The sequence below is a fragment of the Halocatena marina genome (assembly GCF_023276375.1).
Taxonomy (GTDB): Archaea; Halobacteriota; Halobacteria; order Halobacteriales; family Haloarculaceae; genus Halocatena; species Halocatena marina.
The window spans coordinates 3,415,774-3,432,695 of sequence record NZ_JALLPK010000001.1 but is presented as its reverse complement, the minus strand read 5'-3'; the positions used below and the strand labels follow the sequence as shown (position 1 = coordinate 3,432,695).

The window sequence follows — 16,922 nt, the reverse complement described above, 5'->3', positions numbered from 1 at the left end:
CGCTACTCGATGGCCGACGGACAAAGCGACTGTGATTATCCACAGAACAATACCAACGTGACAGTGATATGTACTAGCTATCAATATAATTCAACATATCACACGACTGCTCAGAGCAGGGAGAGACGGATCGTCCGTCCTCCGTCTCGAATACCGGCAGTCCACATGTACACGTTCCCACAACGACTCCGTTCGGAAATTCAAACTCTGTCTCACAGTGCTGTCCGTCTATCGAAACTCCGTTTGATTGTGAATCACAGCGGACGATGAGATCACCGGACTGGCGAATGCGGAGGGCATCGCCGCACTCGGGACACGACCATGTGCGATCGAACGCACTGATAACGGCGCTATCGATCGATTCACACGCTCGGTCGAGACACACCTCAAAGCGTGATCCACGTTCGACGCGTATCAACGGGAGACCGCAGTCACGACAGTGCTCGTCAAGCACGACCGCCCCGCTCGAAATGTCGTACTCCCTCCCAGTTTCGACGTTCACGACCGATCCTCGACAACGAACGAGAGCCTCACCCGTCGCTGAACACGTTCCAACTGGTACCCCAGCGACGCTTCCCGGATACGTCGACTTTTCGTACATCTCGTGAAAGCGAATCTGCAGTTGCTGCTCCCCATCGCGCGCTTCGATTGTCGTTCCGTCGCTGTGATCGATCGTGAGAGAGGCTGGACGAGTGAGCCACGCGACAGGAGAATAGCCGTTGCTATCGTGAACGAGAACTGTGTTGTCAGGTTTGACTAACGCGACGATGATGCCACGAGAAGTCCGGTCACGGGTCCCCTCAAACTCCGCCGTGCACTCGCCAGCAAACACACGAATTCGGTTGGTCATCACTGTCAGTGGGATCGATCTCCTGTATAAACATTCGTGGTTATTCTAATCTAATAATAAAGATATAAATTCATGTGTTTAGTAATGAATAAATATTTGCCGGTGGCCAAAAAGCCCTTACCGGTATGTACGAGGATATGCGTAAATGCCCGGAGAGCCGCTAAAATATAGACGACGGTCGTTGCTGGTTGGAGCGACAGTAGGGATGGGTTCGATTGCGGGCTGTTCATTGCTGCCAGATTTCGGCAAACAGGACACGGCAACAGAGACTGCCAATCGTGAGAGCAGAGCGCCAACACGGACACCGGAACAGATAGATAAACCACAGATGGTTACAGACGCACCGCGATGGGCCGGATCGCTCTCTGCCCGGCCCAAGACGGGCGAACAGCCCGGTCACGAATATTTCGTCAATCAAGGACGACAGAACGGAGCGCTGTACACGTGGTATGACGGCGGATGGCATCTCACGGATAGATACGTTCAGGACGCCTCGTTTGCGTCTATCAACGGCGTCCGTTTCGCCTCACGACATGCAACGGAGGGAAGCGGCACGCCCGACGATCGATGGGTACTCGAAAACGGCCTGTTGCCCGAAGGTGGAATGGTCTACTTCGACGCTGGAAACTACACGTCAGGAGGACTACAAACACCAACGGATACGGACTACGAGCAGACCGCAGTGTATCTCACGGGTGCGGGCGTTCGGACGACGTCGCTGATTGATGACGGCACTGAGGGTTCACTCATCACGTTCGATAGCGAGAAATCGGGGAACTTCGGCGGCGTCAGCGATATGGGGGTGTTCGGTCACCATCCGGATTCGGACAACCGCTCGAACGGACACCTCATTCACGGCACAGGAAATATCATCGATACGATATACGAGAATCTGATCGTTCGGTACTCGTGGGGGGACGGAATGCATCTCGAAGCGTCCACGTCGGGGACTCGTATCCGAAACAGTTGGGTAGAGAACAACTTCGGTTGGAACATCTACCTTGGTGGTGGAACGCGACTGAAGCTCTCGGATCTTCACCTTGTCACCGGAAAGAGCGGAGGAATCCATCTCAGGCCGAGCTACAGCCAGGTTACGGGTGTCTCGATGGTCAACTGCTCACCCGGTATCGATGTGAAAGGCGTTACCAACGCGATCTCCGACATGTATATCACGCAGTCAGGCAGTGGAGCCGCCATCCGCGAGCGGGACGTGAAAAAAAATGTGTTCACGAACATCACGATCACGGATTCGAAGACCGGCATCGTCACGCAGGGAACCCGCTCGCAGTACTCGAATATCGGCGTCTCAAACGCGACTGACGAGGCGGTCCGTCTGAGCGGGACTGGCCTGTCGATAGAAAACCTCACCGTCTCTGGCTTCGCTGAGAGCGGTTCGGGAACACCAGCGATCGACTGCTCGGGAACCGATTGTCGCCTCACTGGTGTCTCAATCGCCCAGTCGTCCAACAATGCGAGCAGGGTCGCTGCACACATCTCTGGTGAGCGAAACGTTCTCTCGAATGTCTCGTGTCACGGTTCTCAGCCGTGGCAGATCGTCGTCAATGCGAATGCTGTCGGAACGGTGCTCGATAGCGTTCGCGGAGTGACGCTGTCGAGCCTCCGAGACGACGGTCGGCGAACGCTCCTCAATCGACAAGGAACGAACGGAGGAGACCCTCGAGTGAGTGGTGAGTGGAATGGTCACGGCGAGTACGCGAATGCGATGGGAGCGACGGTCTGGGATACGAAACCCAACCCATGGACACCGTACTGCGCTGACGGTGCTGGAAACTGGATTCCGATGTCGAAATAAATCGATAGACGGGCAGTGAGAGGCAGACGATCGCTTATACGACCTTGACTGTTTTCGATTCTGAGACCGGTCGGAGTGGTAAATTGGGAAAGCAGACGGTGATTTCGTATTCGAGTTCCCTGGCATTACCGCCGAAGACCCCCACCGGAACGGTCGCCTCGCCGAGATACGTAGCAGTATCCGTCATTGGTACGTCGTTTACGGTGACATCGATGCCAGCCCGTGCGCTCCCGGCGGTCGTTCTGACGGTCACCTCTCGAAGATCGTTCTCACCTGCAGGGATCGTATCGGGAAATGCGCCCCAATCGATGGCAACAGTGGGGAGGTCACAGGCGCTCTCGAAGACGCGTTCTGCGATCCCTTCAGAGAGACCCGCTCGGACGAGACCATCGATCTCTGCCTCCACGACATCAGTAGGGGTCGACATACCTGCTCGCGCCAACGTCTTTGCTCGACCAGAACCGACGCCGTCGATTGCTGTGAGACCAACGGAAGCGGCGCTGATCGCGTTCTCGATGCGTGCCTCAACGCGGCGAGCAAGGTTTGCGGCGAACGGGCCGGAAAATCGATCGAGAAACTCCTGCAGTGCCGCCAGCAGGCGGAGAGCGTTGTGCCGGATGACCCACGCATCGCTCTGGAGATCGGCGGGCGTAGAGCCGGTCGTGCTCGCTCGGAGGATTGCGAGCACTTTGCGGTGGCTCGGGTCTTCCAACTCAGTCTGCGAGAGAACGGCAGCGATGGCTTCACGCTCGTGCTGTCGCGCGCTCACGCTGTCGAACTCCGCCGCACCAGCGACAGCTTCGAGAAGAGCGTCTTCGGACAGAGAGTCGCGCTCGTTCTCACAAAGTGCTCCAAAGCGGGTGGCAGTATCGAGTCGGAGGTAGTACCGGGATGTGAGTTGTCCAAGGGGTGTCGCCTCGATTCGAAGCTCATCATCAGTCTCGACGAAACCGTCTGTTACGAGCGTCGAAAGCGTCTCACGAAGCCGCTCACGTAACCGCGTTCCGGAGTCGTATGCTTCGGGTGCGCGCTGTGCGCGGACGAAGTAAAACGTGGTTTCGATCCAATCAACCACATCGTCGAGATCTCGAATCGTTCCAAGCGCGATTTCAGCGTTGAGATGTGCAGCGAGATCCTCTGCAAGCCGAGATTCGATCGGTTTCCCCTCACGGAGGAGCGTCCGGTACGTGTTCGCGTCCACACTGTCACAGACGACGTAGGCGTATCCGGCGTCGTCGTAGCCCGGCCGTCCCGCCCGGCCGAGCATCTGGAGCACATCAAGCGGACTCATGTCGACTTCGCCTTCGAGCGGATCGTGGAGCTTGGTATCGCGGATAACGACACAGCGGGCCGGGAGATTCACGCCCCACGCGAGCGTCGATGTCGAGAAGAGCAGCTGAACGTCGCCGCGACGAAACCACTCTTCGACGTGATTTTTGTCCTCACGGGACAGCCCCGCGTGGTGGAAGCCAACGCCGTCGAGCACGGACTTACGGAGCGTCTCGTTCGTGAGGACCTGCGTTTCAGTATGAAAGTCGAAATCGCCACGCGCACCCATCGGCACGTCCCGCGAGGAAAGTTCATCGCGTGCCTTTCCAGCTGCCTGTCTCGTATCCTGACGCGAGGCGACAAACACGAGCGCTTGACCGCCGTCGCGGATGTGTGGCTCTGCGAGATCGAGCGCGCGGTACAACCGACGGTACTTATCGGCAAACGGATTCTCTCCGTGCGTGTAGGTTCGTACCTCCGCTGAGAGCGGAATCGGACGATACTCCGAACCGAATTCGAGTGTCGTCTCTGGCACCGCATCGAGCCACGCGGCCACGTCATCGACGTTCTGCATCGTCGCCGAAAGTGCGACAATACGGGGATCACAGAGCCGTCGGAGACGCGAAACGGTGACTTCGAGAACGCTTCCACGTCGGTCAGAATCGAGGAGATGCACCTCGTCGATGACACAGCAATCGACATCGCGGACGAATTGGTACCGGGTCGATTCGTGTTTTCGTGTCGCGGAGTCGGCCTTCTCGGGCGTCATCACGAGAATATCAGCGCGCTCTGCTCGGCGTGGATTGAGGTCGCGCTCGCCTGTGACGACGTAGACAGAGTAGCCAAGCGCCTCGAATCGCTCCCATTCGCGCTCTTTCTCGTTCGTGAGCGCGCGGAGGGGAGCAAGAAAGAGCGCTGTCCCACCCTGTTCGAGCGTCTTGCAGATGGCAAGTTCGGCGAGCGCGGTCTTCCCCGACGCGGTGGGAGCACTGACGACGACGTTCTCATCGCGCTCTAAGATAGCCGGGAGCGCCGCTGACTGCATCCGATTGAACGATTCGAACGGAAAAGCGTCGGCAAACTCCGGAAGCCGCTCTGCGACGTTCACAATGAAGGGGAGAACCGATGGAGTAAATGGATTTCTGTATCGGTGTCGCGCGAGCGAGGAACTGTTAGCTCTCGTATAATAAGCTGGCTGCAAACAGCATTCTTGCTGGTGTCATCAGTCGTCACAACAGTCCGTCTCGCACGTCTGTGCGGAGCTCTCGTGGTCGTACTGTTGTTCTCGTGTTCGAGCATCGACCGAGTTTGGCTGGTGGCGCGCAGCGAACCGTGAATTCGCAACTGGAAGGCGACGAAGTTCCTCCTCGAAGGCCTGCCGTTCGAGAAGAACGAATCCGAAGAAGATGAACACAAATCCACCGAGCATCGTCACTGTAATCGATTCATCGAGTAGCGTCCATCCGATGAAAGTGGCGACAAGGGGAACGACGTAGGTGGTAAGGCTGACTTTAATCGGGCCTACACGCTCTAACAACCCGAAGTAGGTCGTGTAGGCGACGGCGGTAGCAAGCACACCGATGTACGCGAGCGCGAGCACGGTCAACGGATCCCACTGAACACGGGAGACAGACTCACCGAGTGCAGCACTCAGGACGTGGATCGTGAGCGCACCGATGAGCATCGCCCACGCTGTCATACCGACGCTCGACATGGTCGGCTCGGCCCGTCGAACCAAGACGCCACCCAGTGCGACGCTCGCTGCTGCGAGCAAGACGAGTCCCATTCCAACGGCATCGCCTGTGAGCATATTCCCCGGATCAGGCTGGGAAACGATCGTGATACCAACAAATCCAAAGAGGATTCCGAGGATCCCTGTCCACGAGAGTCGCTCGTTTCCCAAGAGAACAAGCGCGAAGATGGGCGTCAAGACGGGAGCGAAGCTGTACATGACCGATGCAATCGCGCTTGTTGTGAACTGCTGTCCGAAGAATAGTAAGACGTTGTTTGCAACCACAATCAACGCAGCACTAGCGAGAACGGCGTTCCAGTCGGCACGGCTGTGTGGACGCCAGTCGTCGATTCGGACAACAGTGTACGCGAGTAGTACTGCTGCTCCGATGTCAAAACGAAGAGCGGCGAAAAATATCGGCGGAACAACTGCTAGCCCAGTTTTGATGGCCGCGAACGTTCCACCGAAGAGAACAGCAGTGAGGAGGAACAATCCGCCATTGCGATAGCGCGGATCCATAGTTGTGGTACAGTAGTGTCCCGGATAACATTGATGAGCCACATGATAGCGTACACCTCGTCCAACAGCCGTCAGTCCGCTGTTGCTGTTTCTGCCGCCCGGTCGAACATCCCATCGGCCGTCGAATAGTGATAGTAGCCACCCAATCCGATGGCGGCCACGATGTTCGAGATCGTTATCGCCCAGAAGACAGCATGCACGCCGAACGAGAGAACAATACCACCGACAGCAGCGATGGGAAACCGAACACCCCAGTACTGGAACAGGCTCGCGACGAAGCTCGTTTTAGTGCGCCGTGCACCGTTGAAACCCGCCTGAAACAGATACGCTGCTCCGATGGCGGGATAACCGTAGGCGAGGATGACGAGGTAATCGACGGCGAGACGGGTGGCTTCGGGAGAGAGCGAAGGAACGAACAGATGAACGAGCGTCGAAGGAATCGCCCACTGGACGATCCCGAGGAGCAAAAGCACGCCAGCAGCGGCACCGACACCGATCCACGTAGCACGGTGCGCTCGGCCGCTCAATCCCGCACCAAGATTCTGCCCAACGACGCTCTGGGCGGCCTGCCTGAGGCTGTCCGACGGAACGACCGCAACACTCGATACGCGAAATCCGACGATATAGGCCGCGAGACCCGCAGCCCCGGCAGTCCCGAACACGACGACTACAAGAACGAGTTCGACGGTCTGTTTTGCGATGAGCTGACCGCCGCTCGGGGCGCCGATGTCGATCAACTCACGAATATCATCGCGGTTGATTTGAGCGGCCGATCGAGAAAGCATCCCTTCATTGCGGCCGCGAGCGACGAGCACCAGACCGAGTGCACCGCCGATACCGTACCCGATGATGTTCGCAAGCGCCGCTCCTTCGATGCCGATGCCAGCAAAGTGTGTCACAGAAAACAGCGTCGATTGAACACCCATCAGTCCGAGCGGTTCGAACAGCGGGCTCTCGCGGAAGCCGAAAATAAGAATCGGATCGAGCAGAATGTTCACGGAGAGAGCAGTGGCGTTCATATATAGTGCAGTCCGAGAATCACCCCATCCGATGAACGCAGCCTCGGTCGTATCCGAAATTCCAGAGATACACACACCGAGTGCTGTGACGCCAAAGTAGGCCGCCGCCAGTTCGATAACGTGATTTGTTGCAGCCTCAGGTCGTGTGCTCAACAAGAGGTCGATGAGTGGGCGGGCGGTAACAAACGCGAGTCCACCGAGAACGATGCCAATACACGCTGCGATGAGAAGTCCACTAAACATCGCTCGCCGGGCACCGGAGATGTTCTCGCTTCCCACGCGCTGTGAAACCAGTACCTGTGTTCCAACGAAGGGAATAACGATCGATACCGCGAACAGAATCACGATGAGAGGAACAGTGAGTCCAACCGCGGCAACCGCGTCGTTGCTCAACCGACCGACCCAGAACAGGTCGATCACTTGCTGAATCACCTGCACGACGTTCTGGGCTAAAAGAGGGACCGACAGCACGACCAACCCGCGAAACAGCGGGCCGTCCGTGATGTCTTCAGGTTCGAGATCGAACATCAAACGGACAATTGTTCGAAGTAATTAATAAATGTTTGTAAGATATAGTCTAGGAGAAATTAAGAAACGATCGAACCACAGGCTTTAATCGCAGACCCTCTTCCATCGAGACATGAGCCGTGCGCGCAAGCCCGATTGGTTAAAGATGCGTCCGCCGTCGGGTCGGCGCTTTACCGAGATCAAGCAGATCCTCCGAGACTACGATCTCCACACGGTCTGTGAGGAGGCAAACTGCCCGAATTTGGGCGAGTGTTGGAGCGGGAGTGACAACGCACCAGGTGGGGGTACCGGCACCGGTCCCGGAACGGCGACGATCATGCTCATGGGAGATCGCTGTTCGCGGGGCTGTAACTTCTGTGACGTACAAACCGGTGGAATGGATCCACTCGATGAGGACGAACCGGAGAACGTCGCGCGAGCGATCGCCGAGATCGGTCTCGATTACGTTGTCCTCACCTCCGTCGACCGTGATGACCTCCCTGATCAGGGGGCGGGGCACTTCGCTCGGACGATCCGAGCAATCAAATCGCGCCAGCCAGAGACGCTCGTCGAGGCACTCATCCCAGACTTTCAGGGCGAACCGGAGCTTGTACAGAAGATTATCGCTGCAGAGCCAGACGTTATTGCCCACAACGTCGAGACGGTCGAGCGACTCCAGTGGCCGGTACGCGATCGTCGAGCGAACTACGAGCAGTCGCTATCCGTGCTCGAACAGGTAAGCGAGAGTTCGGATAGCTACGCAAAGACCTCACTCATGCTCGGGGTAGGTGAGTACGACCACGAAATCTATCAGACACTAGGTGATCTCCGCGAGATCGGTGTCGATGTCGTGACGTTTGGGCAGTATCTCCAACCGTCACGCAGCCACCTCGAAGTGAGTAACCACGTTCATCCCGATGCGTTTTCGGTGTGGCAGCGTGTTGCAGAAGAAGAGTTCGACTTTCTGTACTGTGCGAGTGGCCCGCTTGTCCGCTCGTCGTATCGCGCTGGTGAACTATTCGTCGAAGCCATTCTCCGAGATGGAAAATCCGTCGACGCAGCCCGGAAAGCAGCACGCGCCGGAGAAGCGCAGTAACCGAGCTGTTTCTGAGAACACCCGAAGTGTCACGGAATCCCGACGGTGTTTTTCCAACATCAAACGGCACACGCTGAATTGCTGTTCTGACAGCTACCATATATTTCTCTACATCCCAATTTGTTAGAACATCGGTATCGTCAGTACCTCAGTATGTGAACTGTTGTCGATATAGCTTTATTGTGAAATATACATAGAAACGTAGTAAATACGTACAAATTTCGGAGGATTCATAATTGGTACGGAGAAACCACAGATAATGACAGTCGACGCCCCGAACAGGATGACACGGCGACAGTTCGTCGCGGGGACGGGCGCGGCGGGACTCGTGGCCATCGCTGGTTGTACGGCGAATCCAAATCTGAGCGCTAACGCAGGTGGCCAAAATTCCACTGGATGTGGTACAAAAACGCTCTCGGGAAGCGTCGATATTGCCGGGAGTTCCACCGTATTCCCTCTTGCGAAGGCTGTTTCTGTGGAGTTTCAGAAGCGCCATCAAGACGTTCGGGTTTCACTCAGTAAGACGGGTACCGGTGGTGGATTCGAGAATTTCTTTTGCACCGGTAAGACCGATTTCAACAACGCAAGCCGACCGATCACGGACGGAGAAACGAAGCAATGTCGGTCGCAGGGAGTCAATCCGCTCGAACTACGCGTCGCCACAGACGCGCTCACGGTCATCGTGAACAAGAACGCCGATTGGGTCGACTGTATGACGGTCGATGAACTACGACAGATATGGAAACCCGGCGGCGCGAAGAAATGGAGCGACATCCGTCCGGAGTGGCCCGACGTGGAATTCGACCTCTACGGGGCGGCAGATACGTCGGGGACGTTCGATTACTTCACCCATCAAATCGTTGGTGAAGAAGGGAGACAACGAAACGATTATCAGGCGACAGAGAAGGACAACATCGTCGTACAAGGGGTCTCAGGGAACAAGCACGCGATGGGCTATCTCGGGTTTGCGTACTATCGCCAGAGCAAAGAGAAAGTCAAAGCAATCGCGATCGACAACGGGAATAGCTGCGTCAAGCCTTCCATTCAAACGGCAAAGAAGGGGGAGTACCAACCGCTTTCACGCCCGTTATTCACCTACGTTTCGGAGGAAGCGCTCGCCAAGCCACAGGTCGCTGAGTTCGCTCGCTTTTTCCTCAAACAGAGCGCCAACGAGGACGTCGTCGTTGACGCTGTCGGCTACGTTCCAAACACTGACAAACGGGTGAACGAAGAGCTCGCGGCGCTCGAAAAGATCGTCGGAGCCCAAGGACAGGATCAGGGACAAGGCAAACAATGAAACACGCTATTGACAGGAGGACACGACTGACATGAGCAGCGATTCATCGTCACTCGGTTTGACGCGACAGATGGATACTGCACCGCGTGAGCGGATCGCCCGATGGTTCTTCTTCATTTGTGCGTCGCTGTCAGTGGTGGTCACGATTGGTATCGTCGTCGTGCTCGTGCTCGGGGCAGTCAAGTTCTTCCGAATCACGGGCGTTCCGCTCGGAATCGCGCGTGAACAAACAGTTCCTGTCACTGAGTTTCTGCTCGGTGGCCATTGGTCGCCCGGTGGTACTCCGAAATCGTTCGGTGTGCTTGCTCCTCTATCGGCGACGATCATGATAACACTCGGTTCTGCGCTCGTTGCGCTTCCGCTTGGCCTTGCAACTGCGATCTACCTGAGCGAGTATGCGAGCCCTCGCAAGCGCGCGTATCTCAAACCAGCCCTCGAAATTCTCGCCGGAATTCCGACGGTTGTCTACGGCTATTTTGCGCTCGTCTACATTACGCCCGCGCTTGATGCTGTTCTTCCGTTTGATCTCCAGACGTTCAACGTGCTCTCTGGGTGTATCGTCGTCGGAATCATGATCATTCCAATGGTGTCTTCGATCAGTGAGGATGCGATGAGTGCCGTTCCCGACGAGTTGCGGCAAGCAGGATACGGTCTTGGGTCGACAAAATTCGACGTTTCGACTCGTATCGTCGTTCCGTCAGCTGTTTCTGGCATCGTCTCGGCGTTCATTCTCGCCTTTTCGCGGGCGATCGGCGAGACGATGGCTGTCACAATCGCCGCTGGAAGCCGATCCGTGCTGCACAACCCGCTCGATTTGGCGGCGTACTTCGGGCCGAACTCGCCCATCACAGCACAGATGATTAATCTCGCGCTTGGGGATATCTCCGCGCGCGGACCAGCGTATCGAGCGATGTTCGCGCTCGGACTGACACTGTTCGTTGTCACGCTACTGATGAACGCCATCAGTACAGCAATCTCGCGGCGATATCGGGAGGTCTACCAGTAATGTCGACAGAATCAGCCACAGATGAAACGGTTGGTGAAACGACCAATTTCGGACAGGTAAGTCGGACCCGAGACGTTCTGTTCAGGTATCTGCTGTTGGCTGCGACCCTTTCCGGACTTGTCTCACTCGGTGCGCTCCTCGTGAACGTCATGATCGATGCACTGCGGCCGTTCAGCGCTGACACCGCGTGGTATCTCGTGCTGATAGCGTTGCTCGTTTCGGTGGCACTGGTGCTGATGTATTTCCGCGCTCGGAATCGGGAGGCGGTAGCGATCGGCGCTGGCGGTCTCTTCGTCCCGATCGCCGGGCTGTTCACGGCTGGCACACTCTTTCTCCTCTTCGATGCGATACCATTTCTCGTCCGGTTTGCGTGGGCTGCCGGAATCGCCGTCCCGGTCGCTATTTTCTTCGCTCACCGAATCGTCGTGCCAGACGCGTCGCTTCGATCTCGAACCATCGTCGTTCTCACTGTTGGATTTGTCTCTCTGTTCGGTGTTCCATCGCTGCTCCCGGGGATCCCAGAGTACATCCAGTTCCACGTGGAGACAGTTCCGAATCGGTACGCTACTGTTCTCTTCACGCTTGCGCTCCCGATCGCTGTGCTCGTTGGGCGGCGGTTTGAGAGTCTCGAGAACCGTCGAATTGGGCTACTCACCGGAGGACTCGTCATTCTCGCTTCGTTGTCCGTCGTCTTCCAGAAAGTTCTCGATCCAGACGTAGCTCTCTTGCTCGTGCTAACGGTTGCTGTTCCAATGGGATACTACGTGGTGACGACGAGCAGCTACCGACCAGAAGCGCGTAGTGGATTGGTCATTCCGGCGGTCGTCATCAGTGGTGCACTCGTTGGGTACCTCATCGTCTCGGAGTTCGGGATTCACGGACCGGAGGCGTGGCTGGATATGCAGTTCCTGACGAGTCTTCCGACCAGCGTTCCCGAAACGACGGGACTCTACCCTGCGCTCGTAGGATCACTGTTGTTGATGATCGTCGTCGTGGTCTCAGCGTTCCCGCTGGGTGTCGGTGCAGCGGTGTATCTTGAGGAATACGCGCCCGACAACCGCTACACCCGATTTATCCAGATCAACATCGCGAATCTCGCTGGTGTGCCGTCGGTCGTGTACGGATTGCTCGGTCTCGGATTGTTCATCGATCTCGGCGGATTCAGCGGACAGACGATATCAGTTGGCGGGACAACGATTCAACTTGTAGGACTTCCAACAGGATCGGTTCTTGCTGGTGGACTCGCCGTTTCTCTGCTTATTCTTCCGATCGTCATCATTTCCTCACAAGAGGCGATCCGATCGGTTCCCGACTCGCTCAAGCAGGCATCATACGGAATGGGCGCAACGCGGTGGCAAACGGTCAAAACTGTCGTGTTGCCACGTGCGATACCGGGAATCCTGACGGGAACAATTCTTTCGATCGGACGTGCAGTTGGCGAGACGGCACCACTCATTATGGTGCTGGCACCGACGTACACCTCCAGATTACCGACGAGCCTGTTCGATAAGGCGGGTGCGATGCCGTTGCAGGTCTACAACTGGGCATTCGAAATCAAACCGGGCTTTCGCCACGGTGTACTCGCAGCGGGCGTCGTGACCATGCTGGTCGTCCTGCTGGTGATCAACTCGGTTGCAATCATCGTGCGCAACAAGTACCAACGCGACTCATAACACAATACAACAATGGCTCAAGAAAACGAGAGAATGACGAGTGATGAATCGGCGGGGGCAGACGCGTCGAATGAACGCCCGAACGACAGGGCAAATCCACGGATCGAAACGGATGCGGTCGGACCCACGAGAACAGGCCCCAAATCGGACAGGAAAGCGGTCATTGAGGCGCGCAATGTTAACGTCTGGTACGATGACGTGCAGGCGCTTCACGATATTTCGATGCGCGTTCCCGAAAACAGTGTCACAGCGATGATCGGTCCATCGGGGTGTGGCAAGTCGACGTTCCTCCGTTGTATTAACCGGATGAACGATCTTATCGATGCCGCTCAGGTCGAAGGAGAGCTCACTCTCGCCGGGAAGAACGTCTACGATCCCGACGTCGATCCGGTTGCACTCCGTCGGCGGGTCGGAATCGTCTTTCAAAAGCCCAACCCGTTCCCGAAAAGCATCTACGACAACGTTGCGTTTGGTCTCAAAATTCAAGGGATTTCGGGCGACTACGACGACATCGTCGAGAGCGCGCTCCGAAGAGCAGCACTGTGGGATGAGGTCTCCGACCGGTTGGACGAAAGCGGACTCGAGCTCTCTGGCGGGCAACAGCAACGTCTGTGCATCGCACGCGCTATCGCTCCTGATCCCGAGATCCTCCTGATGGACGAGCCCGCGAGCGCGCTCGATCCTGTTGCAACATCACAGATCGAGGATCTCATCGAAGAACTCGCAACGGAGTATACAGTCGTCATCGTCACACACAACATGCAGCAGGCCGCCCGTATTTCCGATAAGACCGCCGTCTTCCTCACGGGTGGTGAACTCGTCGAATTCGATGATACACAGAAAATCTTCGAAAATCCCGAGCATCAACGCGTCGAAGACTACATTACTGGAAAATTCGGCTGAGTACGCCAGTCACCACTCACTCTACAAGTGATGAGCCTGCGCGGTCGGACCACACGAATTCTCGAATAGGTACTCGATACCCAACAATAGACGTTAATAGAAGTCTTAGCGAGGTTCATATGCCTGCGGTCAGATCGATTAATTGGCGCGTGCAACCGTGCGATGGTTCCATTGACCCGTCAGGACCCGTCGGTCATTCCACTTTCCATATTGGTCGTCAGCACGCTCCCCAGTCTATCTCGTTCTCTCACACATCCATTCCCCCCTTTTTCTAAACGCAGAATAGTGGTTCGGTGAGGCTGGCAGCAGCTCCGTTATTCAGTCACCTCAGCCCGGTTTGGACTAATTATGTAACGGCTACACAGGCACGCCCTGCGTGCTGTTTGGATTCAGTCGCTGTTTACGATGGCCGTCTCGATCTCCGTTCCAGTGGTGACGCCTACAGCACACACAGGATGTTCAAATTCGAGGTCGTACACCGTTCGAGCAGCCTCTTCTGCTGTTTCTGCATCGAGAGCGAATGCGTCCGGGCTGTCTCGTTCGTACGTTGCGACGATCGTCGGCTCGGAGACCGAGCGGACGAGGAGCGCGTCGTTGCGGACCGTTCCGATATACGTCTCAGAACCAACAACGCCAGCGATGCGTGGTGTGTCGTAGTCGTCCTTCTCGTAATCGAGCGCGAGAAGCGCCTCGGCGAGCGCATCACGAGCAGGATAACCGAGTTTGAGTTTCTCCGCGATCGGGTCGACATGCGATCCGTTTCCGATGACAGCGCTGTCCTCGACGCTTCGAAGACAGTTGTAGGAGACGTATGGATTATCTGTCTCTGGAGCATCAGCTGTCGGACCGACGGTTAGTGTCCCGCTTCGATCGGTGATCTGCCGGTTCGGAAATGATCGAGAAGAAACGCGATATGCGCCAATACCGGGAGCAACAACGATGAACCGTCCGATGTACATACTCGTCAATGTCATCGTTCGGCGCATATAGCTGGCGGTCCACTGACTGCTAGTTCGGTCTCTAAAGAGCGTCTTCGCAACACTCATATGCGTGTACGGAATACGTTTGTCCGAAGTCCCATGGGGTAGTGGCCAATCCTTTGGCCTTCTGGGGGCCAAAACCCAGGTTCGAATCCTGGTGGGACTACTTTTACCCTCTACGTTCTTTCTCACTACTGATTTTTCTTCGCGTTATCGGCTGTTCGTCTACAGTCACACGCACAGCGAGCGCATAGATGTTCAGCCAGAGAATAAAGTCCATTGCTAGAACGTATGAGACGATCCTCACGTCGCTATCCAGTGCTCACTTCCACGGATTTGACATCATTTCTGTCTGAATCCGTGCCCCGACCTCAATGTGACAGTCCGAACGAGGCTCGGCAATACAGAGGAGGACGTGTCCAGATTGCTGTTGTTGTTCTTTGAGTGCCCGCGGTGGTCGTCGGTAGGTGAGGGTCCCCTCGGTGAGTCGGCCAGTACACGTTGCACAAGCTCCAGTGAGACAGCCAAAGGGCAGTCCGAGATCCGCATTTCTGGTTGCATTCAGAATGGTCTCCGCTTCATCGACTCGAATGCGCTCGGTTCTCCCGTCCTGCCATTCGAGAATGACCTCGTGATCAGGCATTAGTCACTCACTGCCAAACGTCGCTCGTACAGTCACCGTCGGGCCAGCGGATTTCGTGTGCACGGGCCGGACCGTGCGGTGAATCGCCGAAATCAACGAGGAAGTCCTCATCCAACTCCATGGTTCCGTTTCGAGGGTCGACGTCGGCTTTGAGCATCACCGATCCTTTCTCGGCTTCCGCCGGATAGAACTGGTTGTCCCACGAGGAGAATAGAGACGTCGTCCAATAGAGACGTTCACCGTCGAGCGACAGTTGCAGCATCTGCGGACCACAAATGACCTCTCGGTCGTCCGCTCCGGTAGGATGTGAGTCGCCGAAATGGCCACCTGCCCAGATGCGGTCTGCCATCCGTGGATTGGCAGGGTCACTGATATCGTACATTCGGACGTCTCCGTGGAGCCAGTTTGAGAAGAACAGGTAGCGATCATCCATCGAGACGAGAAGGTCCGTCACGAGACCGGGCACAGGCATCTCCCAGTCATCGTGTTCGCGAGCTTCGATATCGATGACCTTCTCGGCGTGCCAGTCGCCGCCTTCCTCGAAGAAGTGGAAAATGTTCGATGAAAGTGCCGCACCGACGTATCCGTGTGTAGCCTCGGGACTGTGGAGAAATCGGACTTCGAGCGGAATGAGCCCCTCCTCACCGAGATCGAGGGTCTGCTCGACTTCACCCTCGGTCCAATCCCAGACGTGGAGTCGTCGTCCGTACTTTCCGTTCTCAACATCTTCGAGATCGAAGCCTGGATAGTAGGTCTTCGGTGCCGCCCACTCGGTTGAAATCATCACGTTGTGGCGCGGTTGATACCAGAAGTCGTAGTTCATCTCGATCTCGCCGGGCGGATCCCACCGTCCTTCGATCTCGAAATTGTCGTTGAGTTCGAGAAAGCCACCAGGGAGTTCGCCGTCCGCGTCACCGAGCATGCTGATGAGGATTTCGCCATCGGGAATACAGTGGACAGTGTGCGGGGCCGAGAGGTCGTGCTCGAAAACGTCCTCTGGTTCGATAACCGTCTCAAGTTTGGGTTCACGGCGGTCTTTCGTATCGACGACATGGATGCGCGAAGAGCGCTGACCGGGAATGATGAGATGTCGTCGCTCTAATCCGCCGACGTGACACGAGGAGGAACAAGCGTTCCATCCGAAGTGGTGGAGTTCATCGCCCCGGTTGGGCATTTCGACGCGATTGATGACCTCCGAATACGTTTCCGAATCGGGGTCAACGTCGATGACCGAGAGAAAGTCAGGCGCATCGACGTCTGTGCCGACATACAAGCTCATCACATACGCGAGTTCCTCGGGATCTGACTCTTCAATAGCGGCTTGCGGTGTCGAATAGCCCGGTCCCTCTGTCTGATCGTGGTGGTGTTCCTCGGTGTCAGCTGGAGATCTAGCATCGCTCATAGAGTATATGATTGGTGGTATCACTCAACAGAGGTTGGTATCTCGGAAAGAATGGCCGCTATGTATGACGGAGAGCTATGCACGCGCGTTCGCTGCGTTCGGCGGGATGAAACGACAGCTTGGATTTCCGAACCCAACCCCAGCGCGTGATTGCACTATCGAGAGAAGCGAAAGCCCAGCACCACAGTCGCTAAATGGCACGATTACGTAACC

General features: G+C 56.3%; 13 protein-coding genes, 1 tRNA gene and 1 pseudogene. 8 read left to right on the top strand and 7 right to left on the bottom strand.

The window, feature by feature from the left end; all coding sequences use genetic code 11:
* Positions 1-73: 73 nt before the first annotated feature.
* A complete protein-coding gene (locus tag MW898_RS16230) occupies positions 74-850 on the bottom strand; it encodes a PDDEXK family nuclease (protein ID WP_248908801.1) in 777 nt (258 codons plus the stop codon).
* A 145-nt stretch (positions 851-995) separates the two neighbouring features.
* Between MW898_RS16230 and MW898_RS16225 the strand changes: the two genes are divergently transcribed.
* A complete protein-coding gene (locus tag MW898_RS16225; protein WP_248908800.1) occupies positions 996-2,663 on the top strand; it encodes a hypothetical protein in 1,668 nt (555 codons plus the stop codon).
* A gap of 34 nt (positions 2,664-2,697) precedes the next feature.
* Here MW898_RS16225 and MW898_RS16220 read toward each other — a convergent pair whose 3' ends face one another.
* The 3 genes from MW898_RS16220 to MW898_RS16210 form a co-directional block, all read right to left on the bottom strand.
* Positions 2,698-5,040, bottom strand: coding sequence for a DEAD/DEAH box helicase (locus MW898_RS16220; RefSeq protein WP_248908799.1), 2,343 nt, complete (start codon positions 5,038-5,040; stop codon positions 2,698-2,700).
* Between the two features lie 114 nt (positions 5,041-5,154).
* The gene (locus MW898_RS16215) at positions 5,155-6,183 is read right to left on the bottom strand and encodes a DMT family transporter (RefSeq protein WP_248908798.1); all 1,029 of its coding nucleotides are present in this window, start codon (positions 6,181-6,183) and stop codon (positions 5,155-5,157) included.
* 71 nt (positions 6,184-6,254) lie between these two features.
* Positions 6,255-7,730, bottom strand: coding sequence for an MATE family efflux transporter (locus MW898_RS16210; RefSeq protein ID WP_248908797.1), 1,476 nt, complete (start codon positions 7,728-7,730; stop codon positions 6,255-6,257).
* A 112-nt stretch (positions 7,731-7,842) separates the two neighbouring features.
* On the opposite strand from MW898_RS16210, the gene lipA reads away from it, so the two are divergent.
* From lipA to pstB, 5 genes and pseudogenes are all read left to right on the top strand, one after another.
* Positions 7,843-8,805 (top strand): lipoyl synthase, encoded by a 963-nt coding sequence (gene lipA, locus MW898_RS16205; RefSeq protein ID WP_248908796.1) that lies wholly within the window; start codon positions 7,843-7,845, stop codon positions 8,803-8,805.
* Positions 8,806-9,064: 259 nt separating this feature from the next.
* The gene (locus MW898_RS16200; RefSeq protein ID WP_248908795.1) at positions 9,065-10,102 is read left to right on the top strand and encodes a PstS family phosphate ABC transporter substrate-binding protein; all 1,038 of its coding nucleotides are present in this window, start codon (positions 9,065-9,067) and stop codon (positions 10,100-10,102) included.
* Between the two features lie 31 nt (positions 10,103-10,133).
* On the top strand, positions 10,134-11,108 hold the full coding sequence (pstC, locus tag MW898_RS16195) for a phosphate ABC transporter permease subunit PstC (RefSeq protein WP_248908794.1): 975 nt from the start codon (positions 10,134-10,136) through the stop codon (positions 11,106-11,108).
* Entirely contained in the window at positions 11,108-12,781 is a 1,674-nt protein-coding gene (pstA, locus tag MW898_RS16190; protein ID WP_248908793.1) for a phosphate ABC transporter permease PstA, read from the top strand. Before pstC ends, pstA begins: the two co-directional genes overlap by 1 nt.
* 159 nt (positions 12,782-12,940) lie before the next feature.
* Positions 12,941-13,684, top strand: a pseudogene (pstB, locus tag MW898_RS16185) (phosphate ABC transporter ATP-binding protein PstB); the annotation flags it as partial.
* Positions 13,685-14,073: 389 nt separating this feature from the next.
* On the opposite strand, the gene MW898_RS16180 reads toward pstB, so the two are convergent.
* Positions 14,074-14,643: an IMP cyclohydrolase gene (locus tag MW898_RS16180; protein WP_248908791.1), complete on the bottom strand. Its 570-nt coding sequence runs from the start codon at positions 14,641-14,643 to the stop codon at positions 14,074-14,076.
* Positions 14,644-14,757: 114 nt separating this feature from the next.
* Between MW898_RS16180 and MW898_RS16175 the strand changes: the two genes are divergently transcribed.
* Positions 14,758-14,830: transfer RNA gene (locus MW898_RS16175), tRNA-Gln, on the top strand.
* Positions 14,831-14,986: 156 nt separating this feature from the next.
* On the opposite strand, the gene MW898_RS16170 is transcribed toward MW898_RS16175, so the two are convergent.
* Together MW898_RS16170 and MW898_RS16165 are read right to left on the bottom strand one after the other, a co-directional pair.
* Positions 14,987-15,307, bottom strand: a complete 321-nt coding sequence (locus tag MW898_RS16170; RefSeq protein ID WP_248908790.1) for a 2Fe-2S iron-sulfur cluster-binding protein — start codon at positions 15,305-15,307, stop codon at positions 14,987-14,989.
* A 7-nt stretch (positions 15,308-15,314) separates the two neighbouring features.
* Positions 15,315-16,709: a selenium-binding family protein gene (locus MW898_RS16165; protein ID WP_248908789.1), complete on the bottom strand. Its 1,395-nt coding sequence runs from the start codon at positions 16,707-16,709 to the stop codon at positions 15,315-15,317.
* 64 nt (positions 16,710-16,773) lie between these two features.
* On the opposite strand from MW898_RS16165, the gene MW898_RS16160 reads away from it, so the two are divergent.
* Positions 16,774-16,920, top strand: coding sequence for a hypothetical protein (locus MW898_RS16160; RefSeq protein ID WP_248908788.1), 147 nt, complete (start codon positions 16,774-16,776; stop codon positions 16,918-16,920).
* Positions 16,921-16,922: the final 2 nt, after the last annotated feature.

Bases quoted from the DNA above. Each gene is read 5' to 3' on its own strand.
- MW898_RS16230 (WP_248908801.1), bottom strand. From the start codon at position 850: ATGACCAACCGAATTCGTGTGTTTGCTGGCGAGTGCACGGCGGAGTTT.
- MW898_RS16225 (WP_248908800.1), top strand. From the start codon at position 996: ATGCCCGGAGAGCCGCTAAAATATAGACGACGGTCGTTGCTGGTTGGA.
- MW898_RS16215 (WP_248908798.1), bottom strand. From the start codon at position 6,183: ATGGATCCGCGCTATCGCAATGGCGGATTGTTCCTCCTCACTGCTGTT.
- MW898_RS16210 (WP_248908797.1), bottom strand. From the start codon at position 7,730: ATGTTCGATCTCGAACCTGAAGACATCACGGACGGCCCGCTGTTTCGC.
- lipA (WP_248908796.1), top strand. From the start codon at position 7,843: ATGAGCCGTGCGCGCAAGCCCGATTGGTTAAAGATGCGTCCGCCGTCG.
- MW898_RS16200 (WP_248908795.1), top strand. From the start codon at position 9,065: ATGACAGTCGACGCCCCGAACAGGATGACACGGCGACAGTTCGTCGCG.
- pstC (WP_248908794.1), top strand. From the start codon at position 10,134: ATGAGCAGCGATTCATCGTCACTCGGTTTGACGCGACAGATGGATACT.
- pstA (WP_248908793.1), top strand. From the start codon at position 11,108: ATGTCGACAGAATCAGCCACAGATGAAACGGTTGGTGAAACGACCAAT.
- MW898_RS16180 (WP_248908791.1), bottom strand. From the start codon at position 14,643: ATGTACATCGGACGGTTCATCGTTGTTGCTCCCGGTATTGGCGCATAT.
- MW898_RS16170 (WP_248908790.1), bottom strand. From the start codon at position 15,307: ATGCCTGATCACGAGGTCATTCTCGAATGGCAGGACGGGAGAACCGAG.
- MW898_RS16165 (WP_248908789.1), bottom strand. From the start codon at position 16,709: ATGAGCGATGCTAGATCTCCAGCTGACACCGAGGAACACCACCACGAT.
- MW898_RS16160 (WP_248908788.1), top strand. From the start codon at position 16,774: ATGACGGAGAGCTATGCACGCGCGTTCGCTGCGTTCGGCGGGATGAAA.